The sequence below is a fragment of the Streptomyces sp. NPDC001787 genome, assembly GCF_040297465.1.
GTDB lineage: Bacteria > Actinomycetota > Actinomycetes > Streptomycetales > Streptomycetaceae > Streptomyces.
On record NZ_JBEOZE010000015.1, the window covers coordinates 25,787 to 50,518 of the forward strand.

At 68.2% G+C, this 24,732-nt stretch carries 22 protein-coding genes and 1 pseudogene; 12 read left to right on the plus strand and 11 right to left on the minus strand.

Annotated features, from left to right (window positions below; all coding sequences use genetic code 11):
- Positions 1–96: 96 nt before the first annotated feature.
- Positions 97–1,965, plus strand: a complete 1,869-nt coding sequence (locus ABT170_RS21020; RefSeq protein WP_351869438.1) for a DNA cytosine methyltransferase — start codon at positions 97–99, stop codon at positions 1,963–1,965.
- Positions 1,966–2,101: 136 nt separating this feature from the next.
- Here the strand turns inward: ABT170_RS21020 and ABT170_RS21025 are convergent, their stop codons facing one another.
- The 6 genes and pseudogenes from ABT170_RS21025 to ABT170_RS21050 all read right to left on the minus strand — a co-directional run bounded on the left by ABT170_RS21025 (position 2,102) and on the right by ABT170_RS21050 (position 8,788).
- Positions 2,102–2,539, minus strand: a complete 438-nt coding sequence (locus ABT170_RS21025) for a DUF4259 domain-containing protein (protein WP_351869441.1) — start codon at positions 2,537–2,539, stop codon at positions 2,102–2,104.
- Positions 2,540–2,593: 54 nt separating this feature from the next.
- A pseudogene (locus tag ABT170_RS21030) lies at positions 2,594–4,099 on the minus strand (ISL3 family transposase); the annotation flags it as partial.
- A 113-nt stretch (positions 4,100–4,212) separates the two neighbouring features.
- Positions 4,213–5,847: a UvrD-helicase domain-containing protein gene (locus ABT170_RS21035; RefSeq protein ID WP_351869447.1), complete on the minus strand. Its 1,635-nt coding sequence runs from the start codon at positions 5,845–5,847 to the stop codon at positions 4,213–4,215.
- The gene (locus ABT170_RS21040; RefSeq protein ID WP_351869450.1) at positions 5,847–7,658 is read right to left on the minus strand and encodes a hypothetical protein; all 1,812 of its coding nucleotides are present in this window, start codon (positions 7,656–7,658) and stop codon (positions 5,847–5,849) included. The genes ABT170_RS21035 and ABT170_RS21040 overlap by 1 nt, the downstream gene beginning before the upstream one ends.
- 379 nt (positions 7,659–8,037) lie before the next feature.
- Positions 8,038–8,166: a hypothetical protein gene (locus ABT170_RS21045; RefSeq protein ID WP_351869452.1), complete on the minus strand. Its 129-nt coding sequence runs from the start codon at positions 8,164–8,166 to the stop codon at positions 8,038–8,040.
- 367 nt (positions 8,167–8,533) lie between these two features.
- Entirely contained in the window at positions 8,534–8,788 is a 255-nt protein-coding gene (locus ABT170_RS21050) for a hypothetical protein (RefSeq protein WP_351869455.1), read from the minus strand.
- 297 nt (positions 8,789–9,085) lie between these two features.
- Here ABT170_RS21050 and ABT170_RS21055 point away from each other — a divergent pair, with 297 nt between their 5' ends.
- On the plus strand, positions 9,086–9,973 hold the full coding sequence (locus ABT170_RS21055; RefSeq protein ID WP_351869458.1) for a hypothetical protein: 888 nt from the start codon (positions 9,086–9,088) through the stop codon (positions 9,971–9,973).
- 269 nt (positions 9,974–10,242) lie between these two features.
- Here ABT170_RS21055 and ABT170_RS21060 read toward each other — a convergent pair whose 3' ends face one another.
- The 4 genes from ABT170_RS21060 to ABT170_RS21075 all read right to left on the minus strand — a co-directional run bounded on the left by ABT170_RS21060 (position 10,243) and on the right by ABT170_RS21075 (position 18,332).
- The gene (locus tag ABT170_RS21060; RefSeq protein WP_351869953.1) at positions 10,243–10,626 is read right to left on the minus strand and encodes a WhiB family transcriptional regulator; all 384 of its coding nucleotides are present in this window, start codon (positions 10,624–10,626) and stop codon (positions 10,243–10,245) included.
- 610 nt (positions 10,627–11,236) lie between these two features.
- The gene (locus ABT170_RS21065; protein WP_351869461.1) at positions 11,237–12,631 is read right to left on the minus strand and encodes a phospholipase D-like domain-containing protein; all 1,395 of its coding nucleotides are present in this window, start codon (positions 12,629–12,631) and stop codon (positions 11,237–11,239) included.
- Complete coding sequence (locus ABT170_RS21070; protein ID WP_351869464.1) at positions 12,618–16,046, minus strand: serine/threonine-protein kinase; 3,429 nt, start codon at positions 16,044–16,046, stop codon at positions 12,618–12,620. Before ABT170_RS21070 ends, ABT170_RS21065 begins: the two co-directional genes overlap by 14 nt.
- A gap of 348 nt (positions 16,047–16,394) precedes the next feature.
- A complete protein-coding gene (locus ABT170_RS21075) occupies positions 16,395–18,332 on the minus strand; it encodes a hypothetical protein (protein ID WP_351869467.1) in 1,938 nt (645 codons plus the stop codon).
- Between the two features lie 283 nt (positions 18,333–18,615).
- Here ABT170_RS21075 and ABT170_RS21080 point away from each other — a divergent pair, with 283 nt between their 5' ends.
- The 9 genes from ABT170_RS21080 (at position 18,616) to ABT170_RS21120 (ending at position 23,445) form a co-directional block, all read left to right on the plus strand.
- On the plus strand, positions 18,616–18,789 hold the full coding sequence (locus ABT170_RS21080) for a hypothetical protein (protein WP_351869469.1): 174 nt from the start codon (positions 18,616–18,618) through the stop codon (positions 18,787–18,789).
- Entirely contained in the window at positions 18,786–19,028 is a 243-nt protein-coding gene (locus ABT170_RS21085; protein WP_351869472.1) for a hypothetical protein, read from the plus strand. The genes ABT170_RS21080 and ABT170_RS21085 overlap by 4 nt, the downstream gene beginning before the upstream one ends.
- Positions 19,029–19,077: 49 nt before the next feature.
- Positions 19,078–19,440, plus strand: coding sequence for a hypothetical protein (locus ABT170_RS21090; protein WP_351869475.1), 363 nt, complete (start codon positions 19,078–19,080; stop codon positions 19,438–19,440).
- A 248-nt stretch (positions 19,441–19,688) separates the two neighbouring features.
- Positions 19,689–20,390, plus strand: coding sequence for a hypothetical protein (locus tag ABT170_RS21095; RefSeq protein ID WP_351869478.1), 702 nt, complete (start codon positions 19,689–19,691; stop codon positions 20,388–20,390).
- A gap of 131 nt (positions 20,391–20,521) precedes the next feature.
- Complete coding sequence (locus ABT170_RS21100) at positions 20,522–21,070, plus strand: hypothetical protein (RefSeq protein WP_351869480.1); 549 nt, start codon at positions 20,522–20,524, stop codon at positions 21,068–21,070.
- 167 nt (positions 21,071–21,237) lie between these two features.
- Positions 21,238–22,134: a hypothetical protein gene (locus tag ABT170_RS21105; RefSeq protein WP_351869483.1), complete on the plus strand. Its 897-nt coding sequence runs from the start codon at positions 21,238–21,240 to the stop codon at positions 22,132–22,134.
- Positions 22,135–22,179: 45 nt separating this feature from the next.
- The gene (locus ABT170_RS21110) at positions 22,180–22,440 is read left to right on the plus strand and encodes a hypothetical protein (protein WP_351869486.1); all 261 of its coding nucleotides are present in this window, start codon (positions 22,180–22,182) and stop codon (positions 22,438–22,440) included.
- 114 nt (positions 22,441–22,554) lie between these two features.
- Positions 22,555–22,830 carry a hypothetical protein gene (locus ABT170_RS21115; RefSeq protein WP_351869489.1) on the plus strand — a complete coding sequence of 92 codons (276 nt, stop codon included), beginning with the start codon at positions 22,555–22,557 and terminating at the stop codon, positions 22,828–22,830.
- 84 nt (positions 22,831–22,914) lie between these two features.
- The gene (locus tag ABT170_RS21120; protein ID WP_351869492.1) at positions 22,915–23,445 is read left to right on the plus strand and encodes a hypothetical protein; all 531 of its coding nucleotides are present in this window, start codon (positions 22,915–22,917) and stop codon (positions 23,443–23,445) included.
- A 24-nt stretch (positions 23,446–23,469) separates the two neighbouring features.
- On the opposite strand, the gene ABT170_RS21125 is transcribed toward ABT170_RS21120, so the two are convergent.
- Positions 23,470–24,171: a ribonuclease H family protein gene (locus ABT170_RS21125; protein ID WP_351869495.1), complete on the minus strand. Its 702-nt coding sequence runs from the start codon at positions 24,169–24,171 to the stop codon at positions 23,470–23,472.
- Positions 24,172–24,340: 169 nt separating this feature from the next.
- Here ABT170_RS21125 and ABT170_RS21130 point away from each other — a divergent pair, with 169 nt between their 5' ends.
- Positions 24,341–24,721 (plus strand): hypothetical protein, encoded by a 381-nt coding sequence (locus ABT170_RS21130; RefSeq protein ID WP_351869498.1) that lies wholly within the window; start codon positions 24,341–24,343, stop codon positions 24,719–24,721.
- Positions 24,722–24,732: the final 11 nt, after the last annotated feature.

A 24,732-nucleotide genomic window follows, 5' to 3' on the forward strand; every position in this document is an offset into this window, starting at 1 on the left:
ACATTCGAAGGTGGCCGGGCCCGACCGTCCGGAGCCACCCCGTTCTTCCCGCATCACCGATCAACGTCGGTGACCGGAACACTCAGAGAAGAAGCAATGCTCCCCCCTGCCACGGCACCGGCCATCGGCCTGGACCTCGTTGCTCCCGTGACAGCAGCCCGCCTCGCCCCGCCCCCCGAACCCGCCTCCGCACGGGCGCCCGACAGCAGTTCCGACCGCGGAGCCCCCGACACCCTGGACAGCGAAAGCGCCAGCCCAGCACTTACGCCGTGTCCGCTCGTTGCGGCAGAACGACAGCTCGCACTTGCCTCCGCCCGGCGCACGTCCGCGTTGACGGCGGCCGAGGCGCATGCGGAGCAGATCCGTGACGCGTACGAGGCCATCGGCCTTGCACACCGGTGGCATCTGCCCCGGCCGGTCGAGGACGAGGGCTGGGTGCGCCGGTGGGAACTGGAGGAGGCGAGCCATGCGATCTGGGCGCAGGCACACATGGCGTACTGGACCGTGGAAGAGGCCCGGGTCACCGTGGCGAAGGTGAGGGCGGCTCTCGGACTGCACGTGGCCGACATCGATCTGCTGGACGACGCCGAGCGCGACGCCTACATCGCCGGCCTGACCGATGAAGAGCGCGCCGACCTGGCCGGACCGTGGCCCGTCGAGTGGCTCTACAGCCCCGAGCCGGACGCCCCCATCCGGATCGTGAATTTGTTTGCTGGTTCTGGCGGTTGGTGCGAGGGCATCGAGCACGTGCTGGGCGAGCCGGTCGACATGGTGGGCGTGGACAACTCGCCCGCCGCGTGCGCCACGGCGCGGGCGGCCGGGTTCCGGCGGATCTGTGCCTCGGTCACGGACCTGGCTCCCGAGCATCCCGCGCTGCGGTACGTGGTCGCGGTGATCCTCTCACCGCCGTGTCAGACGCTCTCTCCCGGCGGCAAACTCGCGGGCCTGGCCAAGGAGGCCATGCAGATCGTCGAGGACGTCATCGGCTACGCCGCCGTCGCGGCCGGGTTCATCACGGTCGACGATGCCGGGGACGGCATGGAGGGGTATGCGCCGCCCACCGGCGAGACGTGGGAAGAGGTCCGTGCGCCGCTCGCGGCGCTGGAGGACGAGCGCACCGGGCTCATGGCGGAAGCGGTCATCTGGCCGCTGGCACTTCAGGCGCGGCACGGCCGAATCTGCTGGGTAGCCATGGAGCAGTCCTCCAACCTGCTCAAGGCCCCGGCCGCCGAGTACGTGGTCGAGGCCATCCGGTCCGAGTTCTACGCGGCCGGGTGGGAGTACGCGGATTTCTCCCTCGTCGAGGCCGCCGACTACGGTGCCGCCTCGAAGAAAAACCGCACGTTCATGGTGGCCATGCGCTACTCGCGCCCCTTCATCGACTACCGGCCCAGCGAACCGTTCCCGGTCACCACGTGGGCCGCGTGCATGGGCTGGGACAAGGGCCACAAGGTCGCCACCCGGGGCGTACGCGGCATCAACCCCCTGACCGGGAGGCCGAAGGGGGGCGGCACCTTCCGCGCCGACGAGCCGGGCACGACCGTAACCGGCACCGCCTACGGCTGGGCGCGGGAGGAAGACGGGCTCAAGGTCAACCACTCCGACCTGGGCCGTGCAGTGGGCTTCCGGGCCGGCTTTCCGTGGACCCACGTCGGCCGCGGCGAGGGCATCCGCAACAAGACACAGCTGATCGCCGACACCGTGAGCCCGGTCGTCTCAGCTGCCTGGATCGCCCACATCCTCGGCCGCGTCTGGGAGCCGCAGACCCGCGCCTACGTCCACAGCCTCTACCAGCTGCAGAGTCCCCGGCCCGCTGGACGGCACGGCCGCAGCCCCGCACGGCTGCGGAACGACGCCATCGCCCGGGAAGGCCGGGTCCTCACGCGGGCAACACACACCCCGGCCGCAGGGCCCGGCAAGTCCCTTCCCCGCCCTCGGCGCCGGCCTCGAAGTCCCGCCCAGTGAGCCCCTGCCGCCCGGCACCTGCGTCAGACCTCATCCACCAGGAGAACACCTTGAACGCAACCGACCCCACCAGTGGCTTTAATCACGAGTCGTGGCTCTGGCTCATGTTCTGTGGTCCGTGGCTGTGGGTCACCGATTAGATCTCGAACAGGGCTTCCTCTTGTGGCGGGATCGGAGGGGCAAGGACGTCGCGGAGGCGGGTGATGCCCTGGCGCCACTTCGACCAGTTCGCGGCTTCGGCCCACAGCTCGGCAAGTTCAGACCGGTTGGAGACCACTTGATCCAGGGCGTCGACGGCGAGCATCCGAAGGTCTGCAGGCAACTCCGGTAGCGACGCTGATGGGCCATAGTTCGAACACGCCCGATCGCTGTCAGAATGCTGGGCGGCGACCAGAGCCGCCGCGCCCACGGCTCGCTCGCCGTCGTAGATACCCAGGAAGTCCGCGGGCCCGGCGGCACGCTTGAGCACGCCCCGGATCATGGCTTCGCGCTCTTCCAGTGCTGCCTCGTCCAGGTCACCGGCGAAGTCGGCTGCGGTGTCGTTGTCGAAGGGGCCGATGTCCCAGGTGCCCATGTCTCTCCTCGCGCGGTCGTCTGGGGATCGTCGCACTGGCCACTGACAGTGCGCTCAGGAGGCAAGCAGCACCCGCTTGCGCAGGAGGTTGAAGCCAGCGCGTCCATACATTTGCCGCTTGAGCATCTTGATCCGGTTGACATGACCTTCGACCGCGCCGGAGCTCCAGGGCAGGGTGAGTCCGGCGATGACGGCATCGCGGTCGCGGTCGATGCCGGCGGCAAGAGTGTGGAGACTGGGCAGATCGTCCTGCCGGACGGCGGCGAGCCAGTCCGGGAGGCGCTCGCCCTGGCGCTCGGTCAGCATGACCGCGAAGGCGCGGACGTGCCGGGTGAGCGCGTCGATCTCGGGGCAGTGGGTGCGCACCGTCTTGAGCAGCAGTTGTTCGGTCTCGGGAAGGGTTTCCGGTCGCCGGAGAATCCATCCGGCGACCGTTCGGGGCGAGGGCGGCCGGGCGACCACCGGTCGCGGTGAGGTGCGCTTCTTGTGCAGGTAGGCGCGGACGCGCTGGTAGCTGCCCTTGTAGCCGAGCGGCACGATCTCTTCCCACAGCTTCCAGGCGTTCGTGCAACCCTCGTTCCACCGGTCGTCCAGGTAGGGCTTGTAGTCATCGAGGACCGACGGCCGGTTCTGCCACTGCCCGGTGAAGAGCTCCTCCGGCCTCGCGGCGTCGGCGAACTGCTTGACGGTCCGCCAGGTCATACCGAGCTGCCGCTGGACCGAACGACGGCTGTGCCCGGCCTTCAGCAGTGCGTGGACGTCGGCATGCCGGGCCCTGGTGCGGTCGGCGAAACGATGGCCGGTCGGCCATGGCGAACCAGAGGAGTCTTCCTGCGCCGGACGCTCGGGCTCGGGATCTGGGGCAGCCGCGACAAGGGCGCGGAGGCAGCGGCGGTGCTGAGCAACGGACCGTTCGGCAGCCTCGCTCACGTTGTGCCAGAGATGCCACCGGTGCGCGACCTGGACCGCTTGTGGAGCGCCGGCGGTGGCACCCTCGGCGAAGAACGGTGCTCGGTCCCGGCAGATCACCTCGACGCCCGGCCGTGCGGCGAGCCAGGCCGCCAAGCTGGATGCCTCCCGGTCGGGCAGCAGGTCGATGGGGCGGCGGGTCTCGATGTCGATGAGGACGGTGCCGTAGTGGCGGCCCTTCCGGGTCGCGTACTCGTCGACACCGACCACCCGCGGGGCGACCACTTCGGGCTCGGGAAGCGCGTCCACCAGGCGAAGCACCGTGCTGCGGCTGACGGAAACGCCGAGAACGTCGGCGATGCGGGCCCCGGCGCGGCCCGCGAGAGCCAGGCAGACCGACGCCAGGGTCGAGCGCAACCGTTCGGTCCGCTGACTGTGCCGGCGCGTCAGGCCCGAAACCTGCTCGACGAAGGTACGGCGTGCGCAGCCCACGTTTCCGCAGGTGAACCGCCGGACCCGCAACTGAAGGACGACCCGTCTGCCTCCGCTGGGAACATCAGCGGGAAACCGCAGATAGGAACCGTGAACCCGGTTCGACCGGGTGCCACAGACCGGACACACGGCGCCGTCGGCTGTCCGTTGACATCGAACTCAGTCGTTTTGCCATCGAACCGAGTCGCGTCGTATCCCGGCGCGCCCGGAACCGGAGCTGCAACAGGGGTGTTAGGCCTGAGCCTGGGGGACAGCTGCCTCGGCTTCGATAACTAGCTCAGGGCAGCCACGAGCGGCGCCCACAGAGGATGCGATTGCTCCGGGACGACGAGGCGGGCATGCTTCCGGGCCCGTGTCATGACGACGTACAACAGTTTCGATCCGTTAGGGAAGGGCTCCCCCTCGTAGCCGTAGAACTCTTCCGAGCCGAGGAGCAGGATGGTGGTGTCGGCCTCGCGTCCCTTGGTCTGGTGAAGGTTCATGACTTGGATGGGGAAGCGGCGGGTGGTGTGTGACCCCACGAGGATCTCGTCGCGCGCACGTAGCAACCGGTCAGTGGCGGCTTCGATATCGAGCTCGTCTCCTAGCGAGCGCAGCGTGGTTCGGGTCAATTGCGCGGCTTGAATCCAGGTCTCCTGGCCGCGGTGGGTACCGATCCTGCGGTAAGCGTTCGTGACAACGTCGGCAAGTTGGTCGGGATGGCCGGCGGCGGCTCGCAGGTCTTTGGCCAACCGTTCAAATGCCCTGCCCAGAACGGGATTGTCGGAGGGGTTGAGCATCTGCCGGGCAAGCGGAGGCATCTTGTTTCCGCCTTGTGCGGCCGAAACGTACACGGCGAGACTGCGCAAAACGGGTGCGCTGTCCCCGAGGGCAAACTGCACCATGGCCAATTGGGCGGGGAGAGCTTCGCCATACGCCTCGGTGAAACCCACCTGCTCATGGGCCAGACCGTCGGCGGTCAGCGCGTCCGAGAGTTCAGTCGTGGCGGCGTTGGTATGGGTGAAGATGCTGACCGTATCGCCTTGCCTGCGCGCTTGGCGGGCGAGTTCCAGGACGTGGCGGTGACCGATCTCGTCCTCGATCCGGGTGATGGACAGCCGCCCAGCATCAGCTGCTGCTCGGATAGCCGGGTCGTCGAAGTCTCGTCTGCGGGCAGCTTCAGCTGCTGCCGGAAGCATGCCGCTCGGGTCGCGGAAGCTGGCCGGCGGCAGTCGGACCTCGACGGCGCTGGGCAGAGCCATCGCGGTACCGATGCGGGCGGTGGCGTCGACGCCCTTCTTGAACGTGTAGATGCACTGGTTGGCGTCACCCAGCAGAATCCTGCGCGCGGGCGGCGCGATGAGCTGGAGAAAGTCCCACTCGCTGGCGTCGGTGTCTTGGAATTCGTCGCAGATGACGATGCCGTACCGACCGCGGTAGTGGGCCTGCACTTTCGGGAGGGCAAGCAATCCGGTTGCGGCGGGAATCAGCTCGTCATAGGTGAGGCCGGGCGGGGCCCCCGCAACCAGGCTGTTGGCCTTGCTCAGCACCGTCTGCGGCGGCGGATACCCGTGATGCGGGCCGAAGCTCCTGATGACGCGCCAGGCGAATCCGTGGAAGGTCGAGACTTCCAAGCGCGGCCGGAAGGGCCCGATGACCGCGGCTGCACGGTCGATGATCTGTGCGACTGCGGTGCGGGAGAACGATAGGAACAAGGCGCGCTCTGGGGCGGGCAACCTCGTCCTCACTCCGTCACGCGCTGCGGCCCGCCGGGCCATCGCGAGTTCCTCGTCTGCCCGTTCGAGGTGCCGCCGAGCTGCGGCGACGGCAGTTGTCGTCTTGCCCGTGCCCGCACCTCCCAGGACAACCACGACCGGAGCAGTACTGGTGATGACGTCAATTTGCTTGTCTTTCGGGGCGTACGTCATCACTGCTCCGTCTGCGGCCGAGCTACCTCGGGGAGGTCGACGAGCTTAGGGCCGGAGTATGCGGCGTTCGCGGCCCGGGCGATTGCGTCGAGGGCCGCCGCCAGCACGGGCGGGTGGACCACCACTTCGCTCAGCGGGTGCTCATGCGCTTGTGTGTGGCCAGGCGCTGGCTGCAATTCGCTGTACAGGGCTTCCAAGAGGGGTTCGTGAAGGCCCTTCTTGTGTAGCACCTTGCATAGTTGAGTCACTGCGGACTCACTGGAGTCAGCGGCCAGAGGGTCGGGCACGCCGTAGTCCGTGAGCAGGGCGCTGGCCACGGCGACCGTGGCGAGGTCGAGGCCGGCGACCATGGCCCGCTCGATCGCCCCAGGTGGCAGGCGGACCACGACGTCACAGGCAGCTTGGACTGCGGCCGTTTGCTCAACGCTCTGCGGTGTTTCCTTGTCCCGGTCGATCACGCCGATCACGCGGAATCCGAGCTGCTGGGCGAGTTCTGCGATGCGGGGGATCTGGTCGATGCCGCCGTCGCCGCCGGTGCCTGCGGCGACGAGGCGGACGCCATGAGCAGAGAGCGGGAGCTTGCTCGGCGGGTACCGGCGGTCGGCCATGCTCAGAACGGCCACGTCGTGCGGCCCCTCGGTGATCGCGACTACCGGTGCGGTAAATGCCGAAAGGAGCTGGGTGTGCAGCTGCCTCAGCGCGGCGAGTTTCTTGCGGTCGGTTGTCTTCGCGATCTGATGGTGCCCGCGAAGGCCCCCGTGACGGACGAGACGTACCACCTCGCCGGGTTCGAACGCGCGGGCAACTTCTGGCCGCCGCGTTGACAGCCATACTTGGCCCGCCTGATTACGGGTCAGCGAGGCGAGGTGCTCTGCAGTTGCTGCATCGAGCTGATCACCAAAGTCGTCTGCCAGGACCACCGCACCGGGAACGTTAGCCAAGAGCATCGCCTCGGCCATCGACAGGATGGCGGTGACCGTACTTCCGTGACTGGGCAGCGCCAGCAACCCCGAGCCGTCCAGGCGCAGCGCGGCCCTCAACGTACGCAGGAGGGCGGCGACCGTGCCATCCTCGGCTAGGAAACCGACGTCTCTGGCCGAGATTGTGCCTTCGCCCAGGCGGCTCGCAGTACCGCCGACGGCTAGGACCGCATCGACGGCTTCGGTGATCGCGGGATCGGCTGACAGGGATCCGACGGCTTCGGCGACCGCCGAACGTAGCGTTTCGAAGGCTGCCGCCGCAGTCTTCGGGTCCCGCTCGTCGATGAAGCGACGCAAGTTCCCGCCGGCCCGAAGCTGAAGAGGAACCCCAGCGTTGAGGGTGATTACAGGCAGGGCCCGCCGGGTCGCGGCCGGAACCCGGAGGTAGTCGCCAACTGCTGGGGTGCTCCGGGCCGGATAGAAGACGACGGTTTCCAAGACCTCGGCATCGCTGTCATAGCTGAGCCGGTACGTCATTCGCATGCACAGGGGAGCGTCCGGGTTGGCGTCAGCTTCCTCACTCGCCGTGCCGGAGGGGTCCAGTGGTTCAAGGGCCCCGTCGGCCACTAGCTGCTGCACATCCGGATCGAGGTCCGCCAGGGTCACCTCGATCTCGGCCGCGTCCACGCGAGCGACCCGCGAGAGGTCGGACTGGACCGCGCCTTCGTCGGCCTCCTCGGGTACTGCAGGAGCTGCGGCTTCTTCGGTTGCCGCAACGCCCTCCTGGTACAGGTCGGTCAGGGCAGCGCCCCGGGCCGCATCCGGATCCAGCACCCGCGCGAGGGCCTCGATGATGTCGGTACGACCCGCGCGAGGAATGCCCGCCAGCACTACGTGACGGTCAGGACGAAGGTCCAGATGCTTCCATCCGCGGAAACCTGAGATTCGCAGGCGAGTTACACGCACAGCAGCAATCATCCAGCACGCATGGCCTCACAGGTACTGCATTACAGGAAACCCAGGTTGAGCCCTCCTCGCAGGACCTGGCGGAGCAGCGCGGTGCCCTTCGTGGGCAACTCGCGGAACCAGCGCTTCCTGGCGGACCGCGCCCTCTGACGGACACTACCGCCGCGACGAGAACCCTCGTGTCGGACGGGAAGCAGGCAGCTGACCAGTAGGCAGACGGCTTGCCGTCGCCCCTTCTTCGTTTCGTGATTCCGGGCTCGCCGGGACACGACTCGGTTCGATGGCAAAACGACTGAGTTCGATGTCAACGGACATCGGCAGTGCACTGCGCGTCAACGCGCACTATCGCGATGTTCACGTCTACCGACAGCACCGCGACGTCCGCGATCGACGGGAACAACAACTCCTTCAGCCGAAGCAGGACCTCTTCCACAGCCCTGAACGCTCAGCCCAACGGCGTTGCCCAGGGGTCATTTTCAGGCGACTTCACCCACAGCTCGACTAGGGGCAGCAGTCACGGAGAGTGGCCGCGTCACAGAAGTTGAGCCAGAGCCCAGAGATCAGCAGCGCCCGCGCGAAATCAGTCGTATGACCGGGCAGAAGAGTCCAAGGGCTACACGCCCCGACACCCCGCCCGCTGTACTTCTACAACGCAGACCGCCACGTGCGCGCCGCGGCGGGCGGCACGGCCGTCGTTGAGGAGTTGGGGGCCCGCGCGCGCCACGCCTGCGCCTCCTCGGGGCGGCCGGCCCCACGGTGCACCGCGGCGAGGCGCAGCATGGCGGCGCGGGTCCGGGCAGCTAAGGCGTCGGCCACGGGCGCCAGGGGCCCTCCACCTGGATCGCGCCCAAGGCACCTCGCGGGCACCCGTCCGGCTCTTCCTCGGCGAGGTCGCGCACGTAGACCCGGGCACGGATCAGGCCCACGGTGATCTTCGCGAGGCCTTCCAACTCCAGCCAGGCGCAGGGCAGCATCACGTCCTGCGGCACGGCCAGCGAGGCCAGGCGCCAGGAAGCCGTCCGCAGGCGCCCGGTCCTCGTGGCGTACCCGCACACCGATCACCAGCCAGGGCTCGGCGGACAGTGCCGGGTGCCGGATCTCGTCCCTCGCCACCAGTTCCTCCGCGCCGCTTGGATCGCCTCACCGCAGTGTCGCCGCCGGGCACCGGCCCGCGCCGAGGTTGGCCAACACCCGCCGGCCCAGGCCCTCGATCCGACGTGTCTGTTCCTCGGCCGCTACCCCCTACCCGCTCAACGCCCGGAAGAGCGCCGCCTCTTGCACGACTGACGGGGTACCCCTACAGTCCAAGTGACGGGGTACCCCGTCACTTGGACTTACCTGGGGGACGCACCATGGCTCTGACCATCACTGCCGCACTGCTGGAGGAGCTGTTCGAGCGTGGGAACAGGCACGGTGAGACCGCGATCGTCCTGGGAGAGGACGGCTGGGACTGCGACGTGCACCACGGGCGGAGGCCGTCGGAGAAGCTGACCGCGCTCACCTGGGACGAAGCGACCGACTTCATTGGCGGCCAGGAGCCGGACGACCAGGCGACGCGCGCTCTGCTAGCCAGGGCGGACTACTCGATCCGGGACGAGGAGGGGCAACCGACCCTGCCCCGTGACGACGTCAACTGGGCCGTGATCACCGGTGTCATGGACGACGACAGCTCCACGCCGGAGGACCTCCCCTGGCGGAAGGCCAGGTGGTTCGACCTCGGTACCGCCCGGAGTGTCCTGGGCCTGGACGACGAGACGCTGCGCGAGGAGAGGCGCGGGTTCAGCCTATGGATGACCGGGCGCGGCCAGTGGCTGCTGGCCACCACCTCGCAGTACGACGGTGAGCAGGACCAGTGGGTGGAGTGCACCTCCGAGTATGCCGCTCTCCTCATCTACCGGGCTGACTGGTCGCTGCTGGCGGACGAGGGCGAGCTGCCACTGCTGGCCCGCGCCGCCCGTGCCGCCCGCGACCTCACCGACCTGCTCGACTTCCAGATGCCCGACCCGGACTCGGACCCCGCGCGCCAAGTGGCGGCCTGCTGGGCAGAACGCGACGTCGCGACCGAGTACGAGCACGCCACCCGCGTCATCGGCACCCTCGTACGCACGACGGTCCAGCAGGAGATCGGTACCAGCCGACGTAACGCCGCAAGGACGGTCTACGTGGCACACGACGAGAACACCACGAGGGCCGCAAACACCCTGAACCTCTCACGCCGGACCCTGAACGACCTTCTCTAGCCCCCGACGTCGCCGCCCGTCCCCGGAACAACTCCGGGGTGACCATAAGCCGCCTCCCGCGCCGCGTGCACCGGGTACGGGTCCACGTCCACGCTCGTGACCCGGTCGTCGCCCAAGCGCTGACAAGCCAGTGCGGACCCGTAGCCGCGGGGCCTGCGCAGTCTCTGAGCTGAAACTGGCTGTGGAGAATACCGGCCCGTGGCACGCCGGTCACCAGGCGCTGTGCAGCGGTCGTCTGGGTTCTCCAACGAGCCCGGTCGTCCTGCCGTTCAGGCGGCCGGGTCGATAACGGACATTGAAGGCCGGAGGGCTATGGGCGTCGGCTGGCCGAGGTCCGCTGGCGCCCCGCGCTTCCGACCCAGTTCGGCGAGGGCCTGATCTTGGTGCTCCTGGCGTGCGGTGTCCAAGAGCCGCCGCCAGGAGGTCACGGTGGAACGCCGGCGCAGCAGTGCGCGGCGCTCGCGTTCGGTCATGCCACCCAAGACGCCATGTTCGATGCGCTGGTCGAGGGCGTGTGCCAGACATTCGGTACGCACGGGGCAGCCGAAGCAGACCCCTTTGGCCTTGGTCTGTGCCACGCCTTCGGCGAACAGCTCCTCCGGGTCGGTCGCCCGGCACGCCGCATGTTCGCCCCAGTTCTCTTCCAGCTCCACCTGGTGCCGCCTCTCCCCATTTCGGCCTGCGACTGCAGTTCCAACCCTATGCACCAGCAGGTCATCAGCGGTACGGCTATATTTCCCGCGGCAGGAAGCGAGATCGCCTCGCAATACTTCTGGCCTCCCGAGAGGCCAGAAAACCTCTACCGTTCCGCCGGGGCACACCGCTTGGGGGCCCACCCGAGCAGGCGCGGGCGTCAGTTCGCGTGGAGAACGACGGTGAGGGCGCCCCTGATCGGCCCGCGCGACAAGGAGAGCGGCTACGTCGCCCTCGTCGGTGAAGGTGGGTCCTTCCCACCCCGGCGGAGCAGCGACGGGTTCGAGATGGATCTCAGTGCTGAAGCGGCGGGCTGCGTCGTACAGCTGCTGGAGGACGTCCAGCGCTCGGATGTCCAGCTGGCCGATGTACGCCGTCCAGATGCGGGTGTTGGGGTCGAACCCGGCTACGGACCGCAGAAGTTGCCGCTGTTGTTCGAAGTTCTCGGGGTCTGCGGGGGCCGAAGTGGCGGAGACGCGCAGCAGCCAGCCGGTGGGGGTGGCCGAAGGTATCGAGGTCATGCCGCTGACCGTAGCTGTGGCCGCTGACATCCCGGCGTCGGACAGGATTCTACCAGCTTTGTTGGTCGATCAGCTCGATGTATCGGGCGTGCTGGGTGTCGGTGATTTGCCGGTTGCGTACGAGGCTTCCTTCCTCCATGCGGTAGGTGCGGTCACGGTCTCCCTGGAAGCTGAGCCAGTTGAAGCTGGTGGTGACCCAGACGTCGTCGTAGACGAGGACCTTGGCGTGGGTGCTCTTGAGCCGGCTGAACGTGAACTTGGCGGGGTACCGGGCGGCGAGGTTGGTCAGTTTCCGGACCGCGCCTTGGTCCGTCTTGGCATCGCTGTCGTCGTAGCCGTAGGCGATGTGGACGCGAACCCCGCGGGTGAGGCGGCTTTCCAGTTTGCTGAGGAACTCCGTGGTGACGATCGCATTCTTGATCCACGGTGAGATGATCAGGAGCCTGCGACGGGCTTGGGTGAGAGCGTCGTCGAGCAATTCGGGATGTTCGAAGACGCCGATGGCCCGGATCTCGTCGTACTGCGGGCCGGGCTCTGCGGGGGCTGTCGGCGCGGGTGGTGCGGAGCCGAGTTGCAGTGCCGCCTGCTCGGCTCGCTGCTGGATGACTTCCGGCAGGGCGACTCGGGCCTTTTCCAGTTCGGGTTCCAGGGCCGGGCGCTCGGCGGCCGGCTCAACGGTGATGCCGAGGGAGGCGGCCCCGCCGAGGCTGATCAGGGTGATCTCGTGATGGTGGCTGAGTTCCCCGTCGACAACGACGCCGAGTTGGATGTCGGTGCGGTCCGGGTCGGCGTACACGAGGAGCTTGGCCGGCATGACGCGCCGGGCCTTGGCCTGGGTGACGCCTCGGACCTGGAGGACTTCGCGGTCGGTGTTGCCGCGTTCGCGCAGCAAGGCGTTGATGTCGCCGGCGCTGATGTCGCCGATCTCCACCAGCGCTCCGTGGACGGCGGGCAGTATCAGCATCCCGGCTTCCTCGGCCTGCCCGTGGGGAATGATGGTGTGCCGGTCGTAGGGGCGCACCTTGCCCAGGAGCTGGTCGTAGACGACGGGCTGGTCGACTCGTACGGGGGTGATGGCGGCCATCTCGCGGGCCGTCTGTTCGCCGCGGGCGGTCAGTCGCAGTGTGCGGATGCCGGGCTGGCTGGGGGCTGGGAGGGCGTAGGTGAGGTTGTCCGCGCTGAAGTGGTCGGCGACGGTCTGGCTGACCATGCGTTCGGAGAGGCCGAGCATCCCCGCGATGGCGGTTTCGCTGGGGACCTTGTTGTTGACGAAGCGCAGGACGAACTCGTCGAGCAGCGCCAGGCGCTTGCGGTCCTGGGCCAGGACGTCTGCGGTGATCAGTGCGACCGGAAGTGCAGCGTCGATGATCGCGGCGAGTTCGAGGCCGGGGCGGGCGTTGTGGAAGCGGACCGCGAGGAGGCTGTCGGGGCTAAAGGTAGGCATTGCGGATCTCGCAGTCCTCAGGGTGGGAGCTCATGTAGTCGAGGACGTCGCGCAGGGCGCCGGGTTTGCTGCGGCAGAAGGCGGCGTCTCCGACGACGATGAGGCCATAGCGGGCGCGGGACAGGGCGACGTTGATGCGGCGCCAGTACGGCTGGCCGAGGAATCCGAACTGGGAGCGGGCATTGCTCCGGGTGACCGAGAAGACTGCCAGGTCGCATTCGCGGCCTTGGACGGCGTCGACGGACAGGACCTCGGGGGTGATGTGCTTGAGCCGGAGGGAGGCCAGACGGCGGCTGAGTTCCTCAACCTGTCGTCCGTACGGGGCGATGACGAGGACTTCGAACGGGCGGCCGTCGGGGATCTTGATGATCTGCTTGTCGATGGCCTGGTCGATGACTTCCAGGCGTCTGGCGGCCAGCTTGGACTCCAGCAGGTTGGAAATGCTGGTCTCGGCCGCGGTGCGCTCCGACTCACGCCGTCCGGGCAGCTCGCTGGTGTCGAGCCACAGGACGGGTCTGTTGATCTGGTCGTAGCCCGGCAGGCTGTGGTGGTTGGGGGAAAGCAGCTTCTCGTCGTAGAAGCATGTGGAGATCAGGTTTCCGATGGCCGGTGTCATGCGGTACTGCTCGCGCAGCAGGTGCTTGACGGGGAAGTCGGTGTTGTTGGCGAGGTACTGGAACAGGGTCGTCGTCACCAGGTCGGGGATGAGCTGGTGGTCGCACATGATCTGCTCGTCACGGAGGAGATCTTCGTCGATCGGCGGAAGCTGGTTGGTGTCGCCCACGAGTACCCACCGCTTGGCCTTGGCCAGGGGTACGAGGCCTTCGGTGGCGGTCGCCTTGGACGCCTCGTCGAAGATGCACACATCGAACTCGAGGTCGCGGGCGGCGGGGTGGCCGAGGAATCCCAGGGCTGTACCACCGATGACCTGGCGGGTCCGCAGGAACGCCGTGATCAGGTTCTGGTCGGTGCCGATGCGCTGGAGCCACTCGCCCTGCAGGCGCAACAGCCGCATGAGCTCGCGGCCCTGGCCGGCGGGTCCCAGGAGAGCTTCGACTGCATCGCGGGCGTCGGCCGTGCTGAGGTCCTCACGCAGGGTGAGTTCCCCGGCAATCATGCGTTGCGCATCGGCGAACAGCTCGGCACGCTGGTCGTGGAGTTGGTCTCGGCGGGCGCGGATGGTCACGACTTCCTCGCCCAGTTCCCGGGCCGAGGTGGTGCGGTCCGGGGCTGGTTGGCTGGCGAGGGCGTCGAGCTTGCGGCTCACGTGCTCGAGGTCGCCGGCGACAGCGGCGATCTCCTCGAGGAGGAGGGCTGCTTTCAGGTGCCGGGCTTCGATCCCGTTGTCCGCGGCGACGGCGTCGAGGTACTTCTCTGCGCGGGTGCGTACGCCCTGGGTCCAGCGTTTGACCTGCCGGTCGAGGAGGAGGGGCTGGGCGCTCTCGGCAACGCGTGGGTCATCCGGGCGGCCCAAGCGGACGAGGCCGGTGATGCCTGCGTCCTCGATCTTCTTCAGGGCGTTGTCGATCGCGATGTGGGTCTGGCTGACGATGAGGATGCGGGCGTGGGGGTCGCGTTTGAGGGTCTGCTCGACGATCTCGGCGATGACGGTGGTCTTGCCGGTGCCCGGCGGTCCTTCGACCAGCAGCAGGTCCTGGGTCCCCAGGGCATGGGCGACGACGTCGCGCTTGCTCTTGTCGAGGTCGGCACGGAACCAGGTGGTGACGTCGGTGGGCGGCCGGTGGGTGATGCTGGCCGGGTTATCGATGATCTGCCGCAGAGCCGGGTTGACGCTCTGGCCGGCCGCGACGTTGGTCAGGGCGTCGCGCTGGCGATTGATGGCGCTCTGGCTGGGCCCGAGGAAGGGGAGCAGTACGCCGCGGCCGGGCAGGGCGGCATCTGGGCGGGCGAAGCGGACGACCAGGGTGTCTTCGGTCTGGGCGGTCACTTCCCCACGGTCGACGGGCCGACTGTAGGGGTAGGCGGCCACCGACCATTCTTCGCCGATCAGTGAAGTGGCAGTCGGGGTGGCCAGGTGGAAGACGCGGGTGCGGCCGTGACCGTCGACGCGGTCGTATTCCTGGGGCTGGCGTCCGCCGGCGGCGAGTTCCTCGCGTGCTTCGAGCAGGCGCCGCCAACCGTTGAAGAGGTCTCCGAGGTTGTGGGTCTGGCGGTCCTGAGCTGCTTTCTCCCGCTGGTCGAGATGCGTGTCGAGGCGCTGCAACAGGAGGGTGAGCCCGTCGTAGGCGGGGTCCTCACCGGGGTCATCGAAGGTCCAGGTCAGGACCGGCCCGACGGGCACGGAGCGCTCACGCCGTTTGGCCATCCACTCCTCCGGGCGGTCCTCGGCTGAGATGATCACGCAGCGGTCAGGGTTGTGTTCGTCGGAGACCAGACGCAGGAAGCGGGAGCGCCCGAAGATGCGAAGGGTTGCGCTGTCGACCTCGCCGGTCTGCTGGTTGTAGCCGTAGTCGGCATGGACCGGGCCGGATAGGTCCGCCAGGACGGCCGACCGAGCCTGGTCCCAGTCGATGTCGCTGCTGTCCTGTGAGACGTCGCCGAGGGATTCGGCGGCCCGCCGGGTCATCTTCAGCCACACGAAGTTCCGGCGCCGGGCCTGCCGGCTGCTGCAGACTTGCTCGGCCTCCAGGAGCTGGTACTCGAGTACGGCCGCGTTCGCGGGGCGCAGCTTCGGGTCGTAGTCGATGCAGGACCGGAGGATGTTGCGGACCTCGGTCTCAAGCTCCAACTCGTCCAGGATCGGGGCGAGGTCGGGGTAGTCGGCCGCCTTACCGCCCGACAGTGCCTGGATCGCCAGGACTGCGAAGCTGTATACGTCCCGTACGTAGGGGATCGCATCGCCCTGTTCCGGTGGCGCGTAGAGGTTGGAGCGGTACCCGGCCACGGTGTGGTCGCTGACAACGGCCTTGGAGAGAATCTTGGCGATGCCGAAGTCGGCGAGTTTCACCGTGCCGTCGTCGGCGATCAGGACGTTGCCCGGCTTCAGGTCCCGGTGCTCGATCTGGTGCTCGTGCGCGTAGGCGAGAGCCGAAGCGAGCGGTTTGCCGATGCGGGAGAAAAAGGATGCCCAGGCGACCGGCCGGCCCTCGGCCATTTCGCCCTTGAGGCTCCCGTCGATCCATTCGAGGGCGATGAAGTACCGGTCCTGCTCCGCATCCCAGCCGGAATCGAGCATCCGCACAATGTGGGGGTGGTCGAGGGCCCTGAGTGCCGCGGTCTCCCGTTCAAGGAAGATCTGGGTGACTTCATCGTCGCGCTGTCTGAGGAGCTTGATGGCTGCGTAGTCGCCCTCTTCGCTGGTCGTGTCCACGGCCTTGCGGACTTCGGACAAGCCGCCAGTCCGAGGAGTGTTCGGGAGCAGTAAAAATCTGCCATTGATCGTTTCCGCCCCCACGCACTGCTCCTCACTCAGCACCGTTGCCGATGCAGTCCTCCCCAGCTACTCATTTTGCCAGGCAGTGGCTTCGCGGGCAGGGCTTTCGCCAGGCTCGCCAACGGGTGGTCACCCGGTCTTCACCGGGTCCAAGGAGCGTCGGGCGGGTGTGCGAGGCGGAGGGCCGGGGGCGGAACGGGGTTCACCCGCTTCGCCCCCGGGCTCAGGCGGAGGCCTCTCCTCTGAGGTACGCCATGTCGAACCACGCGTCGAGCTCGTGCGGGTCAAGCGGCAGGAAGGGGAGAAAGCGGCCGTTGTTGCGAGTGGCTGCCGCGGGTCGCCTTCCTGAGCGCCCCGGCACGGCGTGGGTCAGGCGTCGTCTCCGAAGACGTCGTCGACCCAGGACTCGACCTCGTGCACCTCCAGTGGGATGGTCGCCACGATGTTCAGGAACTCGTCGCTGTCGCCAGGCTGCCGCCGCGGATCGAGATCGCGCAGCGCAACGAGATCTGCTGTTCGAAGGGCTTGGGCTCCGGCGCGGTGGCGTTCGGCCACATCGTGCTCGCCCGGCAGCTGGTCGGCTGCGGCCAGGTAGCACTCGACGAAGGGGTCGAAGACCGCGCGGTGGGCCGCCAAATGCCGGCGGTAGGCGGCACTGCCCACTGCGGCGTGGTTGGCCTCTTCGCCGACGAGAGTGCAGGGCTGGCCGTACCAGGTGCTGATGTGTCCGGTGTAGCTGTTGGGGAAGTCCCCGTCTCCTTCGAGGCTGCGGTGTCCGTCGGCGAGGCCAGCTGTGGAGTTGACCCTGTGGCTGAAGTAGGTCAGTGCTTCGACGAGCCCGCGGAAGTCCAACGCGTCATGCGCGTGGGCGGCCAGGATCAGGTCCGCGATCGTCGGAACGCTCTTGGTGGGGATGGCATCAGGCTTCGAGAGGCGCCACGTGTCGTCTTCGCGCTGGAGCTCAGCCGCACCGATGTCTTCGATGGCTGCGTGCGCAGCGAGCATGTGTGATGCGGCTGCCTCTGCCGCCCTCTGGGGCGTGCGGTGGGGGGTGGGGTGTTCTTTGGCATCTGCGGGGAGCGGGCTGGTCGCCGCAGCCAGTGCCCAGTTCAGCAGTTCGATCAGCGTGTCCACTCCCCACCACAGCGGGAGTTGATACTTTTCCAAGCCCCGGAGGTCGTCCACCTCCCTCTGGGACAACTGGGCACACAGCGCCAGGGTCCCGAGTTCGAGGAGGTCGACGCCGGAAGCATCGAGCAGCCACTCTGTTCCGGGTGGCACCAAGCGGTCCTCATGGGTGGAATATTCGCCGCGCGCCGTTGAGCGACGGCAGGTGCCGATCCAGCCCCCGGCGTCCCAGATCGAAGTGTGGGCCGGAGTATCGAGGACGGCCTGAGCGATCTGGAGCGCGTGTGTCGCCGCTCGTCGGGTGACCGCGGTGGCCTCCAGATCCACCAGATGACACAAGGACTCTGCCGGGTCGGTGGCGGTCGGCTCGGGCCGGAAGACGTTCACGGCGTCGATTACGGCTGCTCCCGCGTCCGCACTGCGCGGGGCGCGGCCGGCCGGCCACAACTGCAAGGGCATCGAGAGCGCCTGCCACAGGGGGATGACGCTCAGCATCTGCCGTCCTGCTGAGGCGTCGAGAAGGTAGGTCTTGCCCGCGTGCTCGGTGAGCATCAGGTGCACGCTGGAGTGCCTGTGGGCCACGTCCCAGAGCAGGCCGATGCGCCGGAGCGTGGCAGATAGCACCGTCGCCAGCTCGTCCTCGGGGGTGGGGTGATCGGGGCTGTCGAGCAGGGCCGCACGCTGCACTGCGCTGGCGGAGGCGTCATACCACGCTGAGGGCGTGGCGGGAGCGAGGATGATGCGCGCACCGTCGATGGCGAGCGCAACTCCGGTAGGCGTCGCGCCGGCGTCTTGGACGGCTGCCTCCGCGCGGATGTCGATCCCCGCGGCTGCGAGGGCACGGGCCCAGCGTTCAAGTTCGCTGTCGGCGACGTGGATGGTCAGCTCTTCGGTGCGGGGCGTGATGCTGGTGATCCCATACGGGCCGTCGGTCAACTCGGGGCGGTGCATGCCGTACTCGCAGATGAGCGCGGTCAGGACGCGGGCCTCGGCATGAGCCTGGGGCCCGGAAGGTTCGGGGATGAGCAGGCCGGTGTCGGAGATTTCTTGCCGGGCCGTGTCGTACGGCTCGCGGGTGGCCCACTGTCGCCATGCCGCCAGGGTGGAGGGCCCCGGCGGCCAGTCCGGGAAGCCGAACGGGTCGTCGCGTCGGGGCGGAGCCGTGAAGTTGTCAGGCATTGAGTCTCCTTCGTCCGGGGAGAGAGCGGGTATCGCCTATAGAGGTGTGAAGGGCCGTGCCCGTGTGACACTCGGTGCTCTGATTTTTTGAAGTGAGGGCCGGTGTGATCCCGGCGAAAGGCCCTCTCCAGCAAAATATAGTTGCTTAATTACTTTGATTCATGTAAGTTGAGATCAGAAGTCGGGATCGGCACGGGCCACGCCTTCGCCGATCCCGTGGGACCGATGGCCGCCGCCCCAGAGACCGCAGGGTGCGAGACCGCACGAACCGAAAGATCATTCGTTGGCAATCCTCAATTACAGGCGCCTCAGCCATGAGCGCGACGAATTTCCCCACGTCCAGGGCGCTAGCAGGCGGGGCCAGAAGCGCCGCAACAGCCGCCGCAAGACCCGCCGGGTGATCAAGCGGTGGGAAGAGCGCGCCTGGCGGCGCACGGCCAAAGAGGACGACGAGTGAGTTCCGCGTACCTCTTGGACGGCACCGGCCCGGTGGTCGGCGAGGCACAGGCGGCCCCCGGCGGCAAGCTCCACCGGGCCGTCGTCTACCGCAGCGGCCCCGACCCCTGGGCCGGATGCGGCCTCGCTCGACGACTGGCGAAGTCGTCGTTGAGCTGGGCCTCGAAAGCGGACGCGAGCCGCTTCTGCCGACACGCAGGGTGCATGGGGAGCACCCGACGCCGCATCACCAAGGCCTGATCCCCCACGCCGTTCCCCTCACCACACCTCACACCCTCCGGAGGCACCCTTGCTCTTGCAGCAGTACGTATTCCTCGACAGCACAGCCGTCGACCAACTGACGCCCTCCCAGGTGGAGAGCTATCTGGAGAACCGCAGCTGGACCAAGGAGGAGATGGAATCGCCCAGCAGCCAGATTTGGGTACGCCCCGACGGCGAGGCACTTCCCGACCATCTCCAAGTCCTCCCGGATCGCAGGCCTTACCGCATCTGGCCGGGCTACGTGAGGGCCCTCACCAGCACGCACTTCCGCGACTACGCAGCCAGCACCACACAACTGCTGCTCGTCGTAGCGCTGTTCGAACATCGGCTCGCCGCGCACGTCCTCGCCGACATGGCCGCCCCACCCCGCATGAACGGACCACAGCAGTGACCCACCCTGACCGAGCGGGAACACCGCCGCGCCCCTTCCTCCCCTCCGATTTCGACGACAGCTGCGAAGGGTGCGGTGCGCCGGCCGGGGCGTACTGCTACTCGCACTGCGACTCCGGCTACACAGCCCAGCACGCGCGTGCCGATTCCGCGCGCCTGGAGCAGCTGCCGGCTCCCCGCCCTTGACCCTCAACGTCCACGCCCCTCTCGGCTTTTCCCCCGCCACCGCACGAACGGATCTCCACCACCATGACGACGAGCCCTCCGAGCCACCTCGCCGACGACATCAGGGCCGCCCTGGCGCTCCTTGACGAGAACGCCGATCTCGACGCCCACCGTGATGCCGCGCCCGTCGTCTACGCCCTTCTCCAAGGGCGGGCGGTCCGCGCCGTGCGCGGGCTGCGGGACGCCCTGGACGGTGCGCCCGTTCACTACGCAGACCCCATCACCTGGCGCCGGACCCAGGAGGACCAGCAGCATGACGCGCAGGGCCTCGCGCTCCTGATCGCCGACACGCTGCGGGCCCAGATCCCCGACGCCGCCTACCTGGTCTTCCACATCAACGACAGCTACGACGCCGAGACCGGCCGAGACCTGGAACTACACAGCATCCGCGCCGCCGACGGCAGCATCCTTCACCACTTCCACGACCCTCTTCCGGAGCTCGACGCGGACCGCCACCGCGAGCTCATCCACGTCTGGCAGGCCGCAGGACTTCCGCGGACCCGCGACGACCTGACGAACCTCCTGCAGCCGATGCGCGCCGCAGGTCTGGTCCTCGACAACTATCCCGAGCAGTTCCACCTATACGGGCACCCGTTCTTCGGCAACGATGCCGAACAGCCCGTGTGCATGCTCCTCTCTGACTCTGCACACCCGGAGCAGTGGGACCTCCTGGACGTCTTCGGCCCGAGGCTGCTGCGCCCGTATGGCACCGCGCTGCCCGCCTGACCCGAACACCACCCACCGTCGGTGCACCGCGGCGGCCGTCACCTCGACGGCCGCCGCCTGCGCCTTCCCGGCTTCTGCGACGAACCCGCGGCACCGCACGCCCTTCGCGGCCGACTCACCCTGGAGGAACCATGTCCAACTCCCTGCTCCTTCCCCCGATGCCACGCAGTCTTGAGACCGGCGACCGGTTCACCCTGCGTTCCGCGACGTACACCCGCGATGGCGACGGTGCCTGGGCCGACGAGCGCGGCCGGCTCTTCGGTTCGGACGAGGAGGTACGCACCGCTTACCGCTCGCGGCAATCGCTCGCCGAAGCCGGAGCGCCCTTCTTCGCGCCCGGCCCGGTTCCGTACAGCAGTGCGCTGCCCGGCACGATCCTGCGCCCGGGTGACTGGGTTCTCGCTGGAGGCGTGACCTACCTGTGGTGCGAGGGCGAGGATGACGGGCTGCTGCTCGGCGCTCCCGGCCCGCTGGGGCCGTGGGGGCTGGCACAGCGCCACCAGGCGTGTGCCGAGATGCCAGTTGCCGATGAGGCCCACCGGTGGTCGGTGACCGCGACCGGGAGGTGGTTCGTTCGACGAGGCCGGATCCTGCGCGCGTATCTCCCTGCCGACTTGCCCGACTGCCGGCCGGGGGAGGCAGGGGTGATCGTGCCGGGTCAGTCAAACCACCGGCATTGATATTGCTTAATTGCAATTACTTCTGTAGGTTAGTGCGTAGCGGCGAAATACCGCTCCCCTCCCGCCCGTTGAGCCGACGCGCCTTTAACGGAGCTCGGCCGGACGGAGACAGACCCGCGGCGGACCGCCGCTCCCGCCGCCCCGCCACACTCTCCCGGAGAATCTTCATGCATGTCCGCGTTCCGTCCGCCCTCTACACGCCCTCCCGCCCCCTCCGACCCTCCGTGCCGCTGACCGTGACACCGGCCGGCGACCTCGAAGGACTGCCGCCCAACCTCTTTGAGGCATACGAGGCGCAGCCGTTCAGCAAGGAGCACGGCGCCTTCCGGGGCGGCCGTCCCATGGCGGCGGAGACAGTCCTCGACACCCTCCGCCTCCATCTGCACGGCGCGGGACGCGGCGGGTGCTCGGGAACGGCGAGCGGCCACATCCTCACGGTGCAGTGCGGGCCCGACGGGATCGGGTGGCGCTTCCTCCCTCGCGCGATGACCGAGACGGTCGACCGCATGACTCACGCTCTTCTCCAGGCCGACATCCAGGTACTGAAGGGCCCCCAGCCCGCGACGGGCGTGCGGCTCTACGCCGTTCCCGACGATCCCGACATTGTTGAGGTCCGCCCTGTCGTCGAAGGACTTGAGCGGCTTCCCACGGGCGGAGAGTGGTTCAACACCCGGCGGCAGCACTGGGGACAGCTGATGACGTCGGCCCGTGCCGCGCTGAGCGGCAACGGCTGGTACAGCTGCGGGGGGACGCTCGACGGAACCCGGTTCGCGGCCCGGCCGCAGCCGGTCACGCTCACCAGCAGCGGGCTCATGCCCCCGATTCCCCAGATGGCTGCCACATACGAGGTGGAAACGCGCTGGCCGGAGTCGGACTGGGCATTCCAGCCCCGCGAATCGGCTACGTCGCTCCTCAAGGGCATCTACTCCTGTCTGCGCAAGGGTGTCGCCACGGTGGAGGCCGTCGGCTCCACGATCTACGAGACCAGCGTCACCGCCAGCGACTTCGCCCCGTACGCCCGCTTCACCCCGGTGCTGCGGCCCGAACCGGCGCGCGCCGCCTGATCAGGGGCACCGAACTGCGGTGCCCCACTCTCAAGAAAGCCACACATGACCCACCACACCGTTACCGTCCAGGTGAAGGCCGTGCGGGTGACTCTGCACGACGTTCGGCTCACCCTCCAGGTGCCCGGGAGCCGCGTGCCGAGCCGCACCCAGATCGAGCGGCACATCCGGGACCTCGATCCGGCCATTCTCGACAACGCATGCACCTCGGACACCGTCGATTACTCCCGGTTCGCCGAGCTGCTTGAGGTCCTGGACACCCAGGTCACCGAGGAAAGCGAAGGCGAGGCAGAACATGCCGCGTGACGCGATCGGCGTGTTCGGCCGGGTGGTCCGGGTGCGTGACTCGACGGATTCGGACGAAGCGGTACGCCCGCTTCTGCCCGGACCACTGTTTCGCTCCCGCCTTGCCGACTTCCTGTGCTTCCTCTGGCCATCGAGGAGCAGAGCCGACAATCCCGTGAGCAGATCGACGCCATGCGCGAAGAGCTTCTCGACACGATCGCGGCGCACGGAGACGATCTGCAGTTCGGCGGCACCCACCAGAGATCGGCCAGGGTAGCCCTGGCAAAGGCCATGGCGCTCCTGGCCACGGCAGAGGGCGGCGTCACGATCCTGGGCGTGCATGCCTGCACTGAAGACCACGAAGGCTGCCCCGGCTCCAAGACCAGCGGTGCCCCTGACGACGCCCCCTGAGCGCCACGTCCGCACCACGATTCATTGCTGGCAGGGGCGGCCCGCCCCTGCCGGCCAACCTCTGACAGCACGAGGAGACAGCCCATGCCACAAGGAGTCGAGACCGGTGAGCCCGGCACGGACCGGTCACCCGGGGGCGGCGGTGCATACGGCGACGACCGGACGGCCTCCCGCAGGCCGCCGGTCCAACCGGCGACGGCGGCAGTGCGTCCCACCCGGAGTCACACCGTCGCTCAGGCGCTGACCGGCCTCGGTGCCGAACGGCTGTCGCAGTACGAGGTGGAGGGTCTGCCCGCAGCGCAACAGCCGGACGGCTTCACCCTGCGCGACACCCGCCATCCGTCCGGAGTCGTCGTCGCCGTCCTTGCCGCGTACGGCCCGGACCGAGTGGCGTTGCTGGCCCGGTTTCAAGCGCATCTGGAGAAGCCCACCGTCGGATACTCGGTGGGGGCCCTCGACGGGCTCGCTGAGCACGAGGTCATGGTTCGCCGGGCGAACGCGGATGAGTTGCGCAGTCGCCGGGCGCTCGAACCACCCGCGCCCGCAGGCACCTCGCCGGCGTCCCGGACCCGGAGCGAGGAGCTGGCGGAGGCGGGCCAGGTGGGCCTGTTCTGAGGAAGCGCAGGAGTGCGGGGCCCCTCAGGTGGTCGCGCACTCCGGGTGCCCCCAACCGCGGGCCGTCTTGGCGATCTGACTCCCCGCCGCATAGGCGCGGCCGCACTGGCACTTGCCGTTGAACTTCGCGGCGATGGTCCGGGATCCTCGCCCGGCCTTTCTGCTGCTGGCCGCCCGTGAGCTCGTGGCTTTCCCAGCACGGCCTGCTGCTGGCGCGGCTGGGGGCGCTGCGGGAACCGTCTTCGCCCCGTGGACCGTTCCGGCTGCCTCCTGGGTAACCGCGGCCCGGCTCGCCGCATGGTCCGCGATGGCGTTCAGCGGATCTCCGCCGACCTGATGCGCGGGGACGTAGACGAATTCGACCTGCCGGCCTTGGAGTTCGCGGTCGATGCTTTCGACAAGGTCCCTGTTGGCCACCGGCTTCCCGCTGGCGGTCTTCCAGCCGTTTCGCTTCCATCCGGGCAGCCAGACAGTGACGGCTTTCATCGCGTACTGAGAGTCCATGCGCACCTGGAGCGCCGCCTTGGCCGGTGTCGACTCCAGCAGCTTCTGCAGGGCGGTCAGTTCGGCCACGTTGTTGGTGCCGATGCCCAGTGGCCCCGCTTCCCAGCGCACCGGGGACCCATCAGCGTCCGCCACGACCCACGCCCAGGCGGCCGGACCGGGGTTGCCCTTGGACGCACCGTCACATGCCGCGATCACGAGACCATCCATGGTGTCGATCATGCCAGGCTGCGAAGGCCGGGGACACCGAGAAGTGAATTGCTTAATCGGATTGCATAGAGTAGGTTGTGATTACAGCTGCTGGTTGGCGAGGCCGTCGATCCGACCGCCGCGTCGCCAGATTGGCTTCTTCCAACCCATGGCACTACGCCGCGCACGAGATTCCAGGCCCTTGACTGTCTATTTCGCCTTCATCCCATCGCGCCGGCTGCGGCCGGCCGAAAGCGGCCCGCTGGAGTTCGCCCCGAACCAGGCCATTCCCGAATGGGCCCTCAAACGGCGCGCGGCTCACCGGCACGGCCCGACCTACTACGACGGCGTGAACCACACCGTGCCGCCGTCGGCGAAGCCGACGGCTGACTTCCCGGACGCCGACTCCACTGCCTGTCTGCTCGTCTGGAAGCGCACGGCATCGCAGGCCGTCCCGAAGCACGGCGAGGAGCCCGACGAGATGTGGTCACTCACACCGCGCGGCCGGGTGACCCGGGACACCTGGTCACCCACGAACACCGATACCCAGCACCGCCCTTCGCCCAAGGAGATCCACCCGTAACACCCACTCGC